Source organism: Serratia sp. M24T3 (assembly GCF_000257645.1).
GTDB lineage: Bacteria > Pseudomonadota > Gammaproteobacteria > Enterobacterales > Enterobacteriaceae > Rouxiella.
This window is the reverse complement of sequence record NZ_AJHJ01000001.1, coordinates 146,536-161,500: the sequence shown is the minus strand read 5'-3', so window position 1 is coordinate 161,500 and position 14,965 is coordinate 146,536. Positions and strand designations below refer to the sequence as shown.

Below are 14,965 nucleotides of genomic sequence, written 5' to 3'. Positions count from 1 at the left end.
ATAACTAATTCAAGATGTTACCGCGCTTATAGTTCGGCTTATTTAATTTTGCCTTTACAATAATTGCACGACTTAGAATTAGTTGGCTATTTAGTAGCATAACGGTTGTGCAAAATCCAATAACGAAATATGAATTATTTATATCAGCGCACATAAATTGATCCAGTTGGCGACAGTTTGTAGCAGGAAAAACTGCGTTTGGATGATTATTCAGTTGACTGCATGATTATTCATTGAGGCGGTGGAGAGTGTTTGCAGCGTAAAAGTGCTGATTTATCTTGTCGTTGAGAGGACAAGTCCGACATTGTCGCCCAAAGTGCGAAATAGATTTACTGATGCTGGCGCGCCTGTAACATAATTTTCTAATTATGAGGCAATTTCACTAGCCGTGGCGGGAGTGGGTCGTTAACCTGACTCTGTTTTACGGCAGCACACATTAATAAAGAGAGAAATTATGAGCAAAGCTGATATCCGCATGGCGATTGCCGGTTCCGGTGGGCGCATGGGCCGCCAGCTAATTCAGGCCGTACAGCAGGCTGAAGGCGTAGTACTGGGCGCGGCGTTGGAACGCAAAGGTTCTTCATTAGTTGGCACCGATGCAGGCGAACTGGCGGGCGTGGGCGTGGCTAACGTGATCGTAAGCGATAGCCTGGAAGCGGTAGCGCAAGATTTCGATATCTTGATCGACTTTACCCGTCCTGAAGGCACGCTGGATCACTTGAGTTTCTGCGTTAAGCACGGCAAAGGCATTATTATTGGCACCACAGGGTTTGACGACGCCGGCAAGGCTGCTATCAAGCAGGCTGCAAGCGATATTCCGGTAGTGTTTGCCGCTAACTTTAGCGTTGGCGTCAACGTAGTGCTTAAACTGCTTGAGAAAGCCGCCAAAGTCATGGGTGACTATACCGATATTGAAATCGTAGAAGCTCACCATCGCCACAAGGTCGATGCGCCGTCTGGCACCGCATTGGCAATGGGTGAGGCAATCGCTGGTGCATTGGGCCGTGATTTAAAAGACTGCGCAGTGTATGCCCGTGAAGGTTATACCGGCGAGCGCGATCCGATGAGTATCGGTTTCGCCACCATTCGCGCAGGCGATATCGTTGGCGAACATACTGCCATGTTTGCTGATATTGGCGAGCGTGTCGAGATTACTCACAAGGCTTCCAGCCGCATGACCTTCGCAAATGGCGCTGTTCGTGCAGGAAAGTGGGTATCATCGAAGAAAAATGGTCTATTTGATATGCGAGACGTCTTGGGTCTCGAAGATTTATAAGTTTTCCCAACAATCGTGATGTGGTTGTTTTAATCATAATGTTTTGATGAAAGGGCAGTTTTTTTATTGCCCTTTTCTTTTTTCATTAAAATAGAGGATTGGCGTGGTTTTTATATTGAAATGACTATTACTATTGTTTTAGGACAGAATTTTTACCGTATTGGTTAATTAATAATCAGGTCATTTCCTTCAGATCGTCTAGACTGCTTAAAATATCCAGATTTCCAAACAAACCCCTTCGCAAACGTTTACTATGCATACTTATCCTGTCCTTTTATCGCTATTTGACACTCATTTACTTGAGTGGTGCAAAAAACAGTAAAATAATGGTGCTTTTGGTGGACAAACTCTGCGCCCATCATTAGAATGCGCCCAATTTGCCAAAAATTAGCTTTTAGGGTAGAAAAATTACCACTCTGAGTGCAATTTTTGCATTGATTAGGTCACCGGATCTGAATTAATATGCAAATATAATGATTGATTATTCTTGGAGGATGCTTTGATAAAGTCAGCGCTACTGGTTCTGGAAGACGGAACCCAATTCCACGGTCGGGCCATCGGGGCAGAGGGAACGGCAATAGGGGAAGTGGTCTTCAATACGTCGATGACCGGTTATCAAGAAATCATCACTGATCCTTCCTATTCCCGCCAGATCGTTACTCTTACTTATCCCCATATCGGCAATGTCGGCACTAACGCCGCTGATGAAGAATCCTCCGCAGTACACGCTCAAGGCCTGGTAATTCGCGACCTTCCTCTGATTGCCAGCAACTACCGTAATGAAGAAACCCTTTCTGACTACCTCAAACGTCACAACATTGTAGGCATCGCGGACATCGATACGCGTAAGCTGACTCGTTTGCTGAGTGAGAAGGGCGCGCAGAACGGTTGCATTATTGCGGGCGACGCGATTGATGCTGCATTGGCGTTGGAAAAAGCTAAAGCTTTCCCGGGCCTAAAAGGGATGGATCTGGCTAAAGAAGTCTCCACGCAAGAGTCTTATAGCTGGCAACAGGGTAGCTGGACTCTTGAAGGCGATTTGCCGGAAGCGAAGAAAGCTGAAGATTTACCCTTCCACGTTGTTGCTTACGATTACGGCGTGAAGCGCAACATTCTGCGCATGCTGGTTGACCGCGGCTGCCGCCTGACCGTTGTTCCGGCGCAAACGCCAGCGGAAGATGTGCTGAAACTCAATCCAGACGGCATCTTCCTGTCAAACGGACCGGGCGACCCTGAGCCGTGCGATTACGCCATCGAGGCTATCAAGACTTTCCTGACCACCGAAATTCCGGTGTTTGGTATCTGTCTGGGTCATCAGCTGCTGGCACTGGCAAGCGGCGCGAAAACCTCGAAAATGAAATTTGGTCATCATGGTGGCAACCATCCGGTTAAAAATATCGATAACAATACCGTGATGATTACTGCACAGAACCACGGTTTTGCGGTTGAAGAGGCGAGTCTGCCAGCCACGCTGCGCACCACGCATAAATCACTGTTCGACGGTACACTGCAAGGTTTGCATCGCACCGACAAGCCAGCGTTCAGCTTCCAGGGACACCCTGAAGCGAGCCCGGGTCCGCACGATGCAGCACCCTTGTTCGACCACTTTATCGAACTGATCGAAGCTTACCGTAACAGCGGCAAATAATTAACAGGAGCAGATAATGCCAAAACGTACAGACATAAAAAGCATTCTGATTCTGGGCGCGGGTCCGATTGTTATCGGACAGGCCTGCGAGTTTGACTACTCAGGTGCTCAGGCGTGTAAAGCGCTGCGCGAAGAAGGTTACCGCGTTATTCTGGTGAACTCTAACCCAGCTACCATCATGACTGACCCGGAAATGGCCGATGCAACCTACATCGAACCTATTCACTGGGAAGTTGTGCGTAAAATTATCGAGAAAGAGCGTCCAGACGCCGTGCTGCCTACCATGGGCGGCCAGACTGCGCTGAACTGTGCGCTGGAACTTGAGCGTCAGGGCGTGCTGGCAGAGTTTGGCGTGACCATGATTGGCGCGACTGCCGATGCTATCGACAAGGCAGAAGACCGTCGTCGCTTTGATATCGCGATGAAGAAAATCGGTTTGGGCACTGCGCGTTCAGGTATTGCTCACAACATGGAAGAAGCGCTGGTTATCGCGGCTGACGTTGGCTTCCCATGTATTATCCGTCCTTCCTTTACCATGGGCGGCACGGGCGGTGGCATCGCTTACAACCACGAAGAGTTCGAAGAGATTTGTACGCGTGGTCTGGACCTGTCACCCACCAAAGAGCTGCTGATTGACGAGTCGCTGATTGGCTGGAAAGAGTATGAGATGGAAGTGGTTCGCGATAAGAACGACAACTGTATCATCGTCTGCTCTATCGAAAACTTTGACGCAATGGGCATCCACACGGGTGACTCAATCACCGTGGCGCCTGCGCAGACGCTGACTGACAAAGAATATCAAATCATGCGTAACGCCTCATTGGCGGTACTGCGTGAAATCGGCGTTGAAACCGGTGGCTCAAACGTGCAGTTCTCGGTTAACCCGAAAGATGGCCGTCTGATTGTTATCGAAATGAACCCGCGCGTGTCGCGTTCTTCCGCTCTGGCCTCTAAAGCTACCGGCTTCCCGATTGCTAAAGTCGCGGCCAAGCTGGCGGTGGGTTACACCCTCGACGAGCTGATGAACGACATTACCGGTGGCAAAACTCCGGCCTCGTTTGAACCGTCTATCGACTATGTTGTGACTAAAATTCCTCGCTTTAACTTCGAGAAATTTGCCGGTGCCAACGACCGTCTGACTACACAGATGAAATCTGTCGGCGAAGTGATGGCAATTGGCCGTACCTTCCAGGAGTCGATGCAAAAAGCACTGCGCGGTCTGGAAGTGGGCGCCAGCGGTTTTGACCCCATTGTGAACCTGGAAGATCCAGAATCGTTGACCAAAATTCGTCATGAGCTGAAAGATGCCGGTTCTGACCGTATCTGGTACATCGCTGACGCTTTCCGCGCCGGTATGTCTCTGGACGCTATCTTCAACCTGACCAACGTTGACCGCTGGTTCCTGGTGCAGATTGAAGAGCTGGTTCAGCTGGAAGGCCAAGTGGCACAAGGCGGCATCAACGCACTGGATTACGGTTTCCTTCGCGTCCTCAAGCGTAAAGGCTTTGCCGACCTGCGTCTGGCCAAGCTTGCTGGCGTGGCTGAAAGCGAAATTCGCAAGCTGCGTCACAGCCTTAATCTGCACCCGGTTTATAAACGTGTTGATACCTGTGCGGCTGAATTCTCCACCGATACTGCTTACATGTACTCCACTTATGAAGAAGAGTGCGAGTCCAACCCAACCAATACCAAACCAAAAATCATGGTTTTGGGTGGCGGTCCAAACCGTATTGGTCAAGGTATCGAATTCGACTACTGCTGCGTTCACGCCTCATTGGCGCTGCGCGAAGACGGCTTCGAAACCATTATGGTCAACTGTAACCCTGAAACGGTTTCTACCGACTACGATACTTCCGACCGCTTGTACTTTGAGTCAGTGACTTTGGAAGACGTGCTGGAGATCGTGCGCATCGAGAAGCCAAAAGGCGTAATCGTACAGTACGGCGGCCAGACTCCGCTGAAACTGGCTCGTGAACTGGAAGCCTGTGGCGTGCCGATTATCGGTACTAGCCCAGACGCCATCGACCGTGCAGAAGACCGCGAACGTTTCCAGCAGGCGGTTATCCGTCTCGGCCTGAAACAGCCGGCCAACGCCACAGTGGCAACCATTGAGCAGGCAGTTGAAAAAGCGGCAGGTATTGGTTATCCGCTGGTCGTTCGTCCATCTTATGTTCTGGGTGGTCGTGCAATGGAAATCGTTTATGACGAAATTGACATGCGTCGCTACTTCCAGAATGCAGTCAGCGTTTCCAACGATGCGCCAGTGTTGCTCGACCGCTTCCTTGATGATGCGGTTGAAGTTGACGTTGACGTAATTTGCGACGGTGAGCGCGTGCTGATTGGCGGCATTATGGAGCACATCGAGCAGGCGGGCGTTCACTCCGGTGACTCTGCGTGTTCATTGCCAGCGTATACCCTGAGCAAAGAAATTCAGGACGTTATGCGTCAACAGGCAGAAAAACTGGCCTTCGAGCTGTCAGTTCGCGGTCTGATGAACGTGCAGTTTGCGGTCAAAGACAACGAAGTCTACCTGATTGAAGTTAACCCACGCGCCGCGCGTACCGTACCGTTTGTCTCTAAAGCGACTGGCGTACCGTTGGCAAAAGTGGCGGCGCGCGTGATGGCGGGCCAAACGCTGGCTCAGCAGGGGATTACCGAAGAAGTTATTCCGCCGTACTACTCCGTGAAAGAAGTCGTGCTGCCGTTTAACAAATTCCCGGGTGTTGACCCAATCCTCGGCCCTGAAATGCGTTCTACCGGTGAAGTCATGGGCGTAGGTCGCACCTTCGCCGAAGCCTTTGCCAAAGCTCAGTTGGGTAGCCTGTCTACGGTTAAGAAAACTGGACGTGCGCTGCTGTCTGTTCGCGATGGTGATAAAGCTCGCGTAGTGACTTTGGCCGGCAAGCTGCTGGAACACGGTTACGAGATTGATGCGACTCAGGGCACTGCCGAAGTATTGACCGCCGCGGGCATTACCGTGCGTCAGGTTAACAAGGTGCATGAAGGCCGTCCGCACATTCAGGATCGTATCAAAAACGGCGAATATGCTTATATCGTGAATACTACCGCTGGACGCCAGGCGATTGAAGATTCCAAGCTTATTCGCCGCAGCGCGCTGCAATATAAAGTGCATTACGACACCACCATGAACGGCGGCTATGCCACCACCATGGCGCTGTCTTCCGACCCGACTGAGCAGGTTATTTCCGTCCAGGAAATGCATGCCAAAATTAAAGCCTAATCCACTGATTAGATTTAATTGCTGAAGAAATTGAGGGCGCCGCATTGTGCAGCGCCCTTTTTTTTTACTTTTTTAATTAATTTAACTTAATCAATAGCAGGCATGTTTTTCCTCTGGTCCAAAGTTGCGTATGCTGTTCAAAATACGATTTTAATGGACCTTTTATGATCCTGATTATTTATGCTCACCCTTATCCTCGGCATTCTCATGCCAATAAGCGTTTACTTCAGGAAATAAAGGATCTTCCTGACGTAAAAATCAGATCTCTCTACGATCTTTATCCTGACTTCACCATTGACATTAAAGCCGAACAAAAAGCAGTAGAAGAAGCTGATTTGGTCATTTTTCAACATCCAATGCAGTGGTACGGCTTACCTCCGTTGGTCAAACTGTGGATCGACAAGGTGCTGGAGCACGGTTGGGCCTATGGTCAAGGCGGGGATGTACTTAACGGCAAAGGCTGTATGTGGGCGGTGACTACCGGCGGTAACGAACAGCATTTTCAACTGGGTCATCACCCTGATTTCTCTGCTCTGGCGCAGCCACTTGAGGCTACTGCGTTGTACTGCGGCATGAAATGGCAGCCCTATTTTGCCTTGCATAACACATTTACCTGCGACGAGGTGGCGATTAGTGCCGCCGCATTAGCTTATCGTCAGCGGCTTATCGACTGGCAAACAGCACATCCGGCAGCGGTTGCCGTTCAGCCTCAGGCAATGGAAGGAGAAACCAATGGATAATCACGGCATGATGATTGAGGGGCTTATCTACCTTGGATCAGCCGCGCTGTTTGTCCCGATTGCCGTGCGTTTCGGTTTAGGTTCCGTGCTGGGTTATCTGATTGCCGGATGCATCATCGGCCCGTGGGGCTTAAAACTGGTCTCTGATGCCGAATCGATACTGACCTTCGCCGAAATTGGCGTAGTGCTGATGTTATTCATTATTGGCCTTGAGCTAGATCCCAAAAGGCTCTGGACCCTGCGTGCCTCGGTATTTGGCGGCGGTAGTATCCAGATAGTAGGCTGTGGACTGGTGCTCAGCGCGTTTTGCGCCGCGTTAGGCCTCGACTGGAAAATTGCCATTCTGATTGGCCTGACGCTGGCGCTGTCCTCAACCGCCATTGCCATGCAGGCGATGAGTGAGCGCAGTTTGACGCCTACGCCGATTGGTCGCAGCGCCTTTGCCGTGCTGCTGTTCCAGGATATCGCGGCTATCCCGCTGGTGGCGATGATCCCACTGCTGGCCAGCACCGGCGAATCAACCACCATGCTGGCATTTGGTATTTCGGCGGCAAAAGTGGTTGGCGCGCTGGCGATCGTGATTCTGCTGGGTCGCTACGTGGCTCGCCCGGTGCTGCATTTTGTTGCCCGTTCCAACATGCGTGAAGTGTTCAGTGCCGTGGCGTTGTTCCTGGTATTTGGCTTCGGTCTGCTTCTGGAAATGGCGGGACTGTCGATGGCGATGGGAGCATTCCTGGCCGGGGTAATGCTTGCCAGCTCTGAATATCGTCACGCACTCGAAAGCGATATTCAGCCTTTCAAAGGTTTGCTGCTCGGGCTGTTCTTTATTGGCGTCGGTATGTCTATCGACTTTGGAACGCTGATTCATCATCCGCTGCTGATTGCCGGTTTGCTGGTTGGTTTTATGGCTTTAAAAGCCGCTCTGCTGTGGATCATTGCGCCAATGCTGAGTGTGCCAAAGCGCCAGCGCGGAATGTTTGCCATTTTGCTGGGTCAGGGCAGTGAGTTCGCGTTTGTTATCTTCAGTGCGGCCCAGCTGGCAGGGGTACTTCCAGCCGATTGGGCTAAAGCGCTGACGCTGGCAGTTGCGCTATCTATGGCGGTAACGCCGATATTACTGGTGATTGCCAGCCGGTTGGAGCGAAATGCGCCGAAGGACGATCGTCCGCAGGATATCATCGACGACGAGCACGCGAGCGTAATTATTGCCGGCTTTGGACGTTTCGGGCAAATCGCCGGTCGTTTGCTGCTGGCTAACAATGTGCACACGGTGGTTTTGGACAACGATCCGGATCACATCGAGACTCTGCGTAAATTCGGCACCAAGGTGTTTTACGGTGATGCAACGCGCGTGGACCTGCTCGAGTCTGCCGGTGCAGCTCAGGCCAAGGTGTTAATCAACGCTATCGATGATGTTGCGGCTAACCTTGAACTGACCCGTTTGGCGAAAGAGAATTTCCCGAATCTTAAAATCATTGCCCGTGCTCGTGACGTTGACCACTGGTATCAGCTTCGTCAGCTAGGCGTTGAAGCGCCAGAGCGTGAACTGTTTGAAGGTTCTTTGCGTGCAGGACGGGAAACACTGGAGCTATTGGGGTTGGATCCTTATGAAGCGCGAGAAAAAGCCGAACAGTTCAAATTCTTCAACCTGAAGATGCTGGAAGCGACGCTGGCGAACTATGAGGATACCGAATTCCGCCTTGCTGGTCTGGCCCGTGCTCGCGATATGTTGACCGCAGCAATAGAGGAAGATCAGCAACGGTTGGGGGAACAGCAGCAAAGCTGGCGCGGAAGTATTGATGGTAAAGCGCCTGAACACGACGTGATTGAGGCGAAGGAGGGGTAAGTTTCCCCTGCCTGATGCTAAAAAGCGCATTCAATGAATGCGCTTTTTTTATCTGAGGTGTAAATCGACAATCAGCTCAGAGCTACTTTAATACCCAACGCGATAAGCACGCCGCCGAGCATTTTATCAATCAGCTTTTGCGCCTTGGCCAGACCGCGACGCACCGGACCGCTTTGGATAAGCACCACCAACAGCGGCCACCAGATCACGGAAAGGCCGACGATAATTGAGGCATACCACAGCTTCTCGCCCAGGCTTGAGTTGATCTGTAAAACCTGAGTAAACATTGCCAGGAAAAACAGCGTCGCTTTAGGGTTCAGCAGGTTGCACAGGTAACCCTGCACAAATGCTTTACCCAGTTTGACTTGCTGTGGCGCAACATTGTCCAGATTCATCTTGCTATTGGTACGCGAAAACAGCGCCTGAATGCCGACCCAAATCAGATAAGCTGCGCCCACGTATTTCAGTAAATCAAACAGCCATGGCGTTTTGGTGATCACCACCGCCAGCCCTGCCACGCAATACGACATATGAGTTATCACGCCACAAACCACGCCGAGCGAGGTCATCAGCGCTGCGGGGCGTGGATAGCGCGCGGCATTCTTAATCACCAGAAAGAAATCCGGACCAGGGGAGATCATCCCCAACGCGGCGATGGTCGCGACAAACAAAGAGGTTTCGAGCATTTCACTGACCGTTATCAAGGAGCGAGAAAAATTATGGCGGCATCATACGCCAATCGCTGATTTTTAACAGCGGCAGAATATGGGGACCTTTCCCGTTTGTATACATTCTCACCCACGATGTATGGAACAGTTTACATGGTTGGTTAACTTTACGGCTGTGTTAGCACGATACGCTGCCTGAATTAGAAGGTTTGACGCTTTACACCCCCTTAAAGCTAACCAGTTAGTGTATTGTTCTGCCGAAGTCAGCCTGTGCTAAGAGGTCTCTTATATCTTCAGCAAGGCACATTATCCCTATCGACGGGCGATTAGCCTTTCCGTATAGTGTGGCTCTTTTCTGCCCCGACATAGAATTTGTTCCTGGTCTGCTGTATGTCGTCTGCTGGCGGAACCACGAATCTATTCTTATTAGCACTTCACCAAAGGTTTCACGATGATTATCAGCCTGATCGCTGCAATGGCAGCGGATCGCGTTATCGGTATGGAAAACGCTATGCCCTGGCATTTACCGGGTGACCTGGCTTGGTTCAAGCGTAACACGCTGAACAAACCGGTTATTATGGGGCGCAAGACTTTCGAGTCGATTGGCCGACCATTACCTGGTCGTCTAAATATCGTTATCAGCAGCCAGCCTGGAAGCCTGGATGGCGTAACCTGGGTAAGCTCTGTCGATGAAGCTTTATCTGCAGCGGGTAATGCAGAAGAAGTGATGATTATGGGAGGGGGGAAAGTCTACACCCAGTTCCTCAAGCGCGCCAACCGCCTGTATCTGACACACATTGATGCTGAAGTTGAAGGGGACACGCATTTCCCTGACTACGAGCCTGACGAGTGGGAAAGCGTATTTAGCGAGTTCCATGACGCAGATGAAGCGAACACTCACGGCTATTGTTTTGAAATTCTGGATCGCCGCGGCGAGTAATTTCGCCCGCATAGAATTCAATGTAACTAGAATTGAATGCAACTAGAATTGAATGTAACCAGAATTGAAAGCAACAAAGGCACCCAATGGGTGCCTTTTGCTTTTTCAGCCAACTGTCACACAACAGCCAGGGCTTTAAAAATCAAGAAGCCTGTTTGTCTTTGCGACGAAAGGCGGGCTGGGTGAAATAGGTTTGATCTTCCCAGCGCAGCAGGGTCATTACCCCGCCCCAGCAGCATCCAGTATCCAAACCATAAATGCCTTCAGGCGTACCTTTACCCTCTAACGATGCCCAATGGCCAAAGATAATGCTATAGCCTTCTTCCATGACTTTGCCTGGCAGCGCGAACCAGGGTTTGAGCGGGCGCGGCGCATCTTCCGGAGCATCTTTGCAGATCATATCCAGCTCGCCATTGGGGAAACAATAGCGCATGCGGGTTAGCGCATTGGTGCTAAAGCGCAGGCGAGAAAGGCCGCTGAGGTCTTCCGACCAGTTGTTTGGCATATCGCCGTACATCGCATCCAGGAACAGCGGATAACTGTCGCTGCCGAGAATCGCTTCAACTTCACGAGCGCAAATTTTTGCCGTCTCGATATTCCATTGCGGGGTAATACCCGCATGTCCCATCACCAGCTTTAACTCATCATCAATCTGTAATACCGGTTGGCGGCGCAGCCAGTTAATCAGCTCGTCGGCATCCTCGGCTTCCAGCAGCGGAGTCAGCTTGTCTTTTGGCTTATTTGGCGTGATGCCGGCAAAGATGGCCAGCAGATGCAGATCATGGTTGCCCAATACCATACGAACGGAATCGCCCAGACTGCTGACATATCGCAGGACTCCGAGAGAATCTGGGCCGCGAGAAACCAGATCGCCGGTCAGCCACAAAGTATCCTGCTGTGGGTTAAAAGCTACCTGTGCGAGAAGGGCTTTAAGCTCATCCAGACAGCCATGAATATCACCCACTAAGTATGTCGACATTTTACCTTCTTACTTGAAACTCAATTAATCAGGGTAGGGAGTGCAAGGCGAAATACGGGGATAGCGACGCGGAAGGGGTTACCGTCTTGATCGATCATTTCGTAATGGCCTTCCATAGTGCCCATGGGTGTTTCAAGGATAGCGCCGCTAGTGTAATGGAATTCGCCAGCGGGAGTAATCAGCGGTTGTTCGCCAATTACGCCCTCTCCCTGAACCTCTGTCTTATGGCCGTTACTGTTGGTTATCAGCCAGTAACGGCGCAAAAGCTGTACGTTATGACGCCCGAGATTGCGGATAGTAATGGTATAGGCGAAAACATATCGCTGTTCTTCCGGTATCGACTGAGATTCTATGTAGATACTTTGTACCTGAATACTGACTCGCGGGGCATTAAGCATAACGTAACTCCAGCTGAGGTTTACTGTTCGTTGTTTTTACGTACTGAAAGCCAGTTAGCCAGCTTGCAATAACTTTCAACGGAAATATTCTCGGCACGCATTGAGAGATCCAGGCCCAGCTCAGTCATCTGCTCTGGAGTGAACAAATGCCCCAGACTGTTGCGGATGGTTTTGCGGCGCTGGTTAAAAGCGTCGGTGGTCAAGCGCGCCAGAATACGAATATCAGACACAGGATAAGGAATTTCTGCATGCGGCGTCAAACGCACTACGGCTGAATCCACTTTAGGGGCCGGCGTAAAGGATTCCGGCGGTACTTCGAGCACAGGAATGATGTTGCAGTAATACTGCGCCATCACGCTCAAACGCCCGTAAGCCTTGCTGTTCGGTCCAGCCACCAGACGATTCACTACTTCTTTCTGCAACATGAAATGCATGTCACTAATCGAGGTGGTGTAGGTGAAGAGATGGAACATCAACGGCGTCGAGATGTTGTACGGCAGGTTGCCGAACACGCGCAGCGGCTGGCCCAGCTCTTCTGACAGTTCGCCAAAGTTAACGGTCATCGCATCGGCCTGAATGACACGCAGCTTGTTGGCCAGCTTGGGATTAACCTCAAGTCGGGCCGCCAAATCACGGTCAAGCTCAATTACCGTCATGCTATCCAGACGTGCCGCGACCGGCTCGGTCAACGCCGCCAGACCGGGGCCGATTTCAACTACGGCCTGGCCGGGCAGGGGATGGATCGCCGAAACGATGCTATCGATGACAAACTGATCTTTTAAAAAGTTTTGTCCAAAGCGTTTACGGGCAAAGTGGCCTTGGTGGACTCGATTATTCATTGCTGTTTTTTACACTACTGTTGTTGTCGGTGCTGACATGAGTCGTCATTGCAGACAGATTGATGTCATTACTGACAGAGGCCATGTTAATGGCAAGATTTAATGCGGTAATAAAGCTGCCAACGTCGGCTTTGCCGGTTGCAGCAAGATCCAGTGCGGTGCCGTGATCTACCGAGGTGCGAATAAACGGCAGCCCCAGAGTGATATTCACTGCCCGACCAAATCCCTGATATTTTAACACCGGAAGGCCCTGATCGTGATACATGGCCAGCACGGCATCAGCGTGTTGCAGATATTTTGGCTGGAAAAGCGTATCTGCCGGCAATGGGCCAATCAGGTTGATGCCTTTTTCACGCAGCGAGTTGAGCGCAGGCGTGATGGTATCGATTTCTTCACGACCCATGTGCCCGCCTTCGCCCGCATGAGGGTTCAAGCCGCAGACGTAAATCTGTGGAGACGCGATGCCAAATTTTGTTTTCAGGTCGTTATCAAGAATGGTGATCACTTCATGCAGGCTCTGCTGAGTGATGGCGTCCGATACGTCCTTTAATGGCAGGTGCGTGGTCGCCAGCGCAACGCGGAGCTCTTCCGTCGCCAGCATCATTACTACTCGGTCGCACAGGCTGCGATCGGCGAAGAATTCGGTATGACCAATAAACGGAATGCCGGCGTCATTGATGATACTTTTCTGAACCGGACCGGTAATCAGCGCAGCAAACTCACCGTTTAGCGCGCCGTCACAAGCGCGAGCCAGGGTTTCAACCACATACGGGCCGTTGGCAACGTTAAGCTCACCCGCGACAGCAGTTTCAGCCAGCGGCACGGGAAGAACGGTCAGCGTGCCAGCCGCCTGAGGTTTGGCAAAACCTGGGCGATAATCCAGTAAACGAACGGGCAGACCTAACGCCTTGGCTCGGGAAAGCAGCAAAGACGGGCACGCACAAACGACAAGCTCAACGGGCCAGTCCCGTTGAGCCAGTGCAAGAACCAGATCAGGCCCAACCCCGGCAGGTTCGCCGGGGGTAATGACCACTGATTGAGTCACGTGGGTATTATTGTCCATTGCCATCCAGAATTTTTACGTACGACTGAGCACGCTGTTCCTGCATCCAGGACTGGGCTTCTTCTGCAAATTTACGGTTAAACAGCAGACGATAAGCTTTGTCTTTCATCGCCGCATTGGTCCCATCAACCTGACGAGTATCAATCAGTTGAATCAAGTGCCAGCCGTATGAAGAGTGAACAGGTGCACTGATTTCGCCTTTTTTCAGCTTAAGCAGCGCATCACGGAATGCCGGATCGTACATGTCTGGTGAAGACCAGCCCAAGTCACCGCCGTTAACCGCAGAACCAGGGTCCTGAGAAAGCTGTTTCGCTTCATCGGCAAAGTTGGCACGGCCGCTTCTGATGGCTGCTGCAACTTGTTGAAGTTTAGCCTGAGCCTGTGCATCCGTCATCACTACAGACGTTTTCAGCAGGATATGGCGAGCGTGAACTTCGGTCACAGAGACTTTTTGATCGGCCTGACGCATGTCATTGACTTTCAGAATGTGGAAACCAACACCTGAACGGATAGGGCCAACTACCTGACCTTTCTTGGCGTTAACCAAAGCCTGGGCAAACAGTGAAGGCAGACCTTGTAGCTTGCCCCAGCCCATGTTGCCGCCGTCAAGGGCGTGCGGATCGGCAGAGTAAGTCATCGCCATTTTCGCAAAATCAGCACCGTGGTTCAGGTCACTAACAAGTTTCTTGGCCAATATTTCGGTTTGATCAACCTGATCCTGAGTTGGATTTTGCGGTAACGGCAGCAAGATGTTGCTCAGATTATATTCTGCTTCGTTATCAGTCTGTGCGGCCATTTGTTTAGCCAGCGCATCAACTTCCTGAGGCAGAATTGTCACGCGACGACGAACTTCACCGTTGCGCACTTCAGAAATCAAAATTTCTTTGCGGATCTGGGTACGATAAGTGTTGTAGTCAAGACCTTCGTAAGCCAGACGGCTGCGCAGTTGATCAACGGTCAGATTGTTTTGCTGCGCAATCCCGGCAATAGCTTTGGTCACGTCATCGTCAGTCAGTGTAATGCCCATTTTGGTGGCCATTTGCAGCTGAATGTTATCCATAATCAGGCGATCGAGGATCTGGCGACGCAGTGTCGCTTCATCTGGCAGCTGTTGCTTGGATTCTTTAGCCTGCTGCTTAACGGACTGCAGCATGTCATTGACTTCGCTTTCCAGAACCACCCCGTTATCCACAACGGCGGCAACTTTATCAACCTCTTGCGGTGCTGCGAACGCGGTGTTAGCACAAAGCACCACGCCGAGGAGAAGTGTTCTCCAGTTCTTCATACTTTTTCCATTTATTTTCTCCGCAAATGCGGATTCAAGTTT

At 51.1% G+C, this 14,965-nt stretch carries 12 protein-coding genes; 6 read left to right on the top strand and 6 right to left on the bottom strand.

From position 1 onward, the window contains the following. Window positions 1-454: 454 nt before the first annotated feature. The 5 genes from dapB to kefC all read left to right on the top strand — a co-directional run bounded on the left by dapB (window position 455) and on the right by kefC (window position 8,751). Window positions 455-1,276, top strand: a complete 822-nt coding sequence (dapB, locus tag SPM24T3_RS00605; protein ID WP_009634733.1) for a 4-hydroxy-tetrahydrodipicolinate reductase — start codon at window positions 455-457, stop codon at window positions 1,274-1,276. A gap of 499 nt (window positions 1,277-1,775) precedes the next feature. Continuing rightward, the gene (gene carA, locus SPM24T3_RS00600; protein WP_009634732.1) at window positions 1,776-2,924 is read left to right on the top strand and encodes a glutamine-hydrolyzing carbamoyl-phosphate synthase small subunit; all 1,149 of its coding nucleotides are present in this window, start codon (window positions 1,776-1,778) and stop codon (window positions 2,922-2,924) included. 16 nt (window positions 2,925-2,940) lie between these two features. After that, a complete protein-coding gene (gene carB / locus SPM24T3_RS00595) occupies window positions 2,941-6,165 on the top strand; it encodes a carbamoyl-phosphate synthase large subunit (RefSeq protein ID WP_009634731.1) in 3,225 nt (1,074 codons plus the stop codon). A 164-nt stretch (window positions 6,166-6,329) separates the two neighbouring features. Continuing rightward, window positions 6,330-6,905, top strand: a complete 576-nt coding sequence (gene kefF, locus SPM24T3_RS00590) for a glutathione-regulated potassium-efflux system oxidoreductase KefF (RefSeq protein ID WP_009634730.1) — start codon at window positions 6,330-6,332, stop codon at window positions 6,903-6,905. Next, window positions 6,898-8,751 (top strand): glutathione-regulated potassium-efflux system protein KefC, encoded by a 1,854-nt coding sequence (gene kefC, locus SPM24T3_RS00585; protein WP_009634729.1) that lies wholly within the window; start codon window positions 6,898-6,900, stop codon window positions 8,749-8,751. Before kefF ends, kefC begins: the two co-directional genes overlap by 8 nt. Before the next feature lie 71 nt (window positions 8,752-8,822). Here the strand turns inward: kefC and SPM24T3_RS00580 are convergent, their stop codons facing one another. Continuing rightward, complete coding sequence (locus SPM24T3_RS00580) at window positions 8,823-9,437, bottom strand: LysE family translocator (protein ID WP_009634728.1); 615 nt, start codon at window positions 9,435-9,437, stop codon at window positions 8,823-8,825. Window positions 9,438-9,870: 433 nt separating this feature from the next. On the opposite strand from SPM24T3_RS00580, the gene folA reads away from it, so the two are divergent. Further along, window positions 9,871-10,359, top strand: a complete 489-nt coding sequence (gene folA, locus SPM24T3_RS00575) for a type 3 dihydrofolate reductase (RefSeq protein WP_009634727.1) — start codon at window positions 9,871-9,873, stop codon at window positions 10,357-10,359. A 142-nt stretch (window positions 10,360-10,501) separates the two neighbouring features. Here the strand turns inward: folA and apaH are convergent, their stop codons facing one another. Genes apaH through surA form a run of 5 tightly spaced genes read right to left on the bottom strand, consistent with a single transcriptional unit; the run spans window position 10,502 to window position 14,923 of the window. Then, complete coding sequence (apaH, locus tag SPM24T3_RS00570) at window positions 10,502-11,338, bottom strand: bis(5'-nucleosyl)-tetraphosphatase (symmetrical) ApaH (RefSeq protein WP_009634726.1); 837 nt, start codon at window positions 11,336-11,338, stop codon at window positions 10,502-10,504. A 20-nt stretch (window positions 11,339-11,358) separates the two neighbouring features. Then, window positions 11,359-11,736: a Co2+/Mg2+ efflux protein ApaG gene (apaG, locus tag SPM24T3_RS00565; RefSeq protein WP_009634725.1), complete on the bottom strand. Its 378-nt coding sequence runs from the start codon at window positions 11,734-11,736 to the stop codon at window positions 11,359-11,361. Between the two features lie 20 nt (window positions 11,737-11,756). Continuing rightward, window positions 11,757-12,575: a 16S rRNA (adenine(1518)-N(6)/adenine(1519)-N(6))-dimethyltransferase RsmA gene (gene rsmA, locus SPM24T3_RS00560; RefSeq protein WP_009634724.1), complete on the bottom strand. Its 819-nt coding sequence runs from the start codon at window positions 12,573-12,575 to the stop codon at window positions 11,757-11,759. Next, a complete protein-coding gene (gene pdxA / locus SPM24T3_RS00555; protein WP_009634723.1) occupies window positions 12,568-13,638 on the bottom strand; it encodes a 4-hydroxythreonine-4-phosphate dehydrogenase PdxA in 1,071 nt (356 codons plus the stop codon). The genes rsmA and pdxA overlap by 8 nt, the downstream gene beginning before the upstream one ends. Next, complete coding sequence (gene surA, locus SPM24T3_RS00550) at window positions 13,628-14,923, bottom strand: peptidylprolyl isomerase SurA (protein WP_009634722.1); 1,296 nt, start codon at window positions 14,921-14,923, stop codon at window positions 13,628-13,630. Before surA ends, pdxA begins: the two co-directional genes overlap by 11 nt. Window positions 14,924-14,965 lie beyond the last annotated feature (42 nt).

Excerpts from the sequence above, each read along its gene's own strand:
- dapB (WP_009634733.1), top strand. The coding sequence starts at position 455 with ATGAGCAAAGCTGATATCCGCATGGCGATTGCCGGTTCCGGTGGGCGC.
- carB (WP_009634731.1), top strand. The coding sequence starts at position 2,941 with ATGCCAAAACGTACAGACATAAAAAGCATTCTGATTCTGGGCGCGGGT.
- kefF (WP_009634730.1), top strand. The coding sequence starts at position 6,330 with ATGATCCTGATTATTTATGCTCACCCTTATCCTCGGCATTCTCATGCC.
- kefC (WP_009634729.1), top strand. The coding sequence starts at position 6,898 with ATGGATAATCACGGCATGATGATTGAGGGGCTTATCTACCTTGGATCA.
- SPM24T3_RS00580 (WP_009634728.1), bottom strand. The coding sequence starts at position 9,437 with ATGCTCGAAACCTCTTTGTTTGTCGCGACCATCGCCGCGTTGGGGATG.
- folA (WP_009634727.1), top strand. The coding sequence starts at position 9,871 with ATGATTATCAGCCTGATCGCTGCAATGGCAGCGGATCGCGTTATCGGT.
- apaH (WP_009634726.1), bottom strand. The coding sequence starts at position 11,338 with ATGTCGACATACTTAGTGGGTGATATTCATGGCTGTCTGGATGAGCTT.
- apaG (WP_009634725.1), bottom strand. The coding sequence starts at position 11,736 with ATGCTTAATGCCCCGCGAGTCAGTATTCAGGTACAAAGTATCTACATA.
- rsmA (WP_009634724.1), bottom strand. The coding sequence starts at position 12,575 with ATGAATAATCGAGTCCACCAAGGCCACTTTGCCCGTAAACGCTTTGGA.
- pdxA (WP_009634723.1), bottom strand. The coding sequence starts at position 13,638 with ATGGACAATAATACCCACGTGACTCAATCAGTGGTCATTACCCCCGGC.
- surA (WP_009634722.1), bottom strand. The coding sequence starts at position 14,923 with ATGAAGAACTGGAGAACACTTCTCCTCGGCGTGGTGCTTTGTGCTAAC.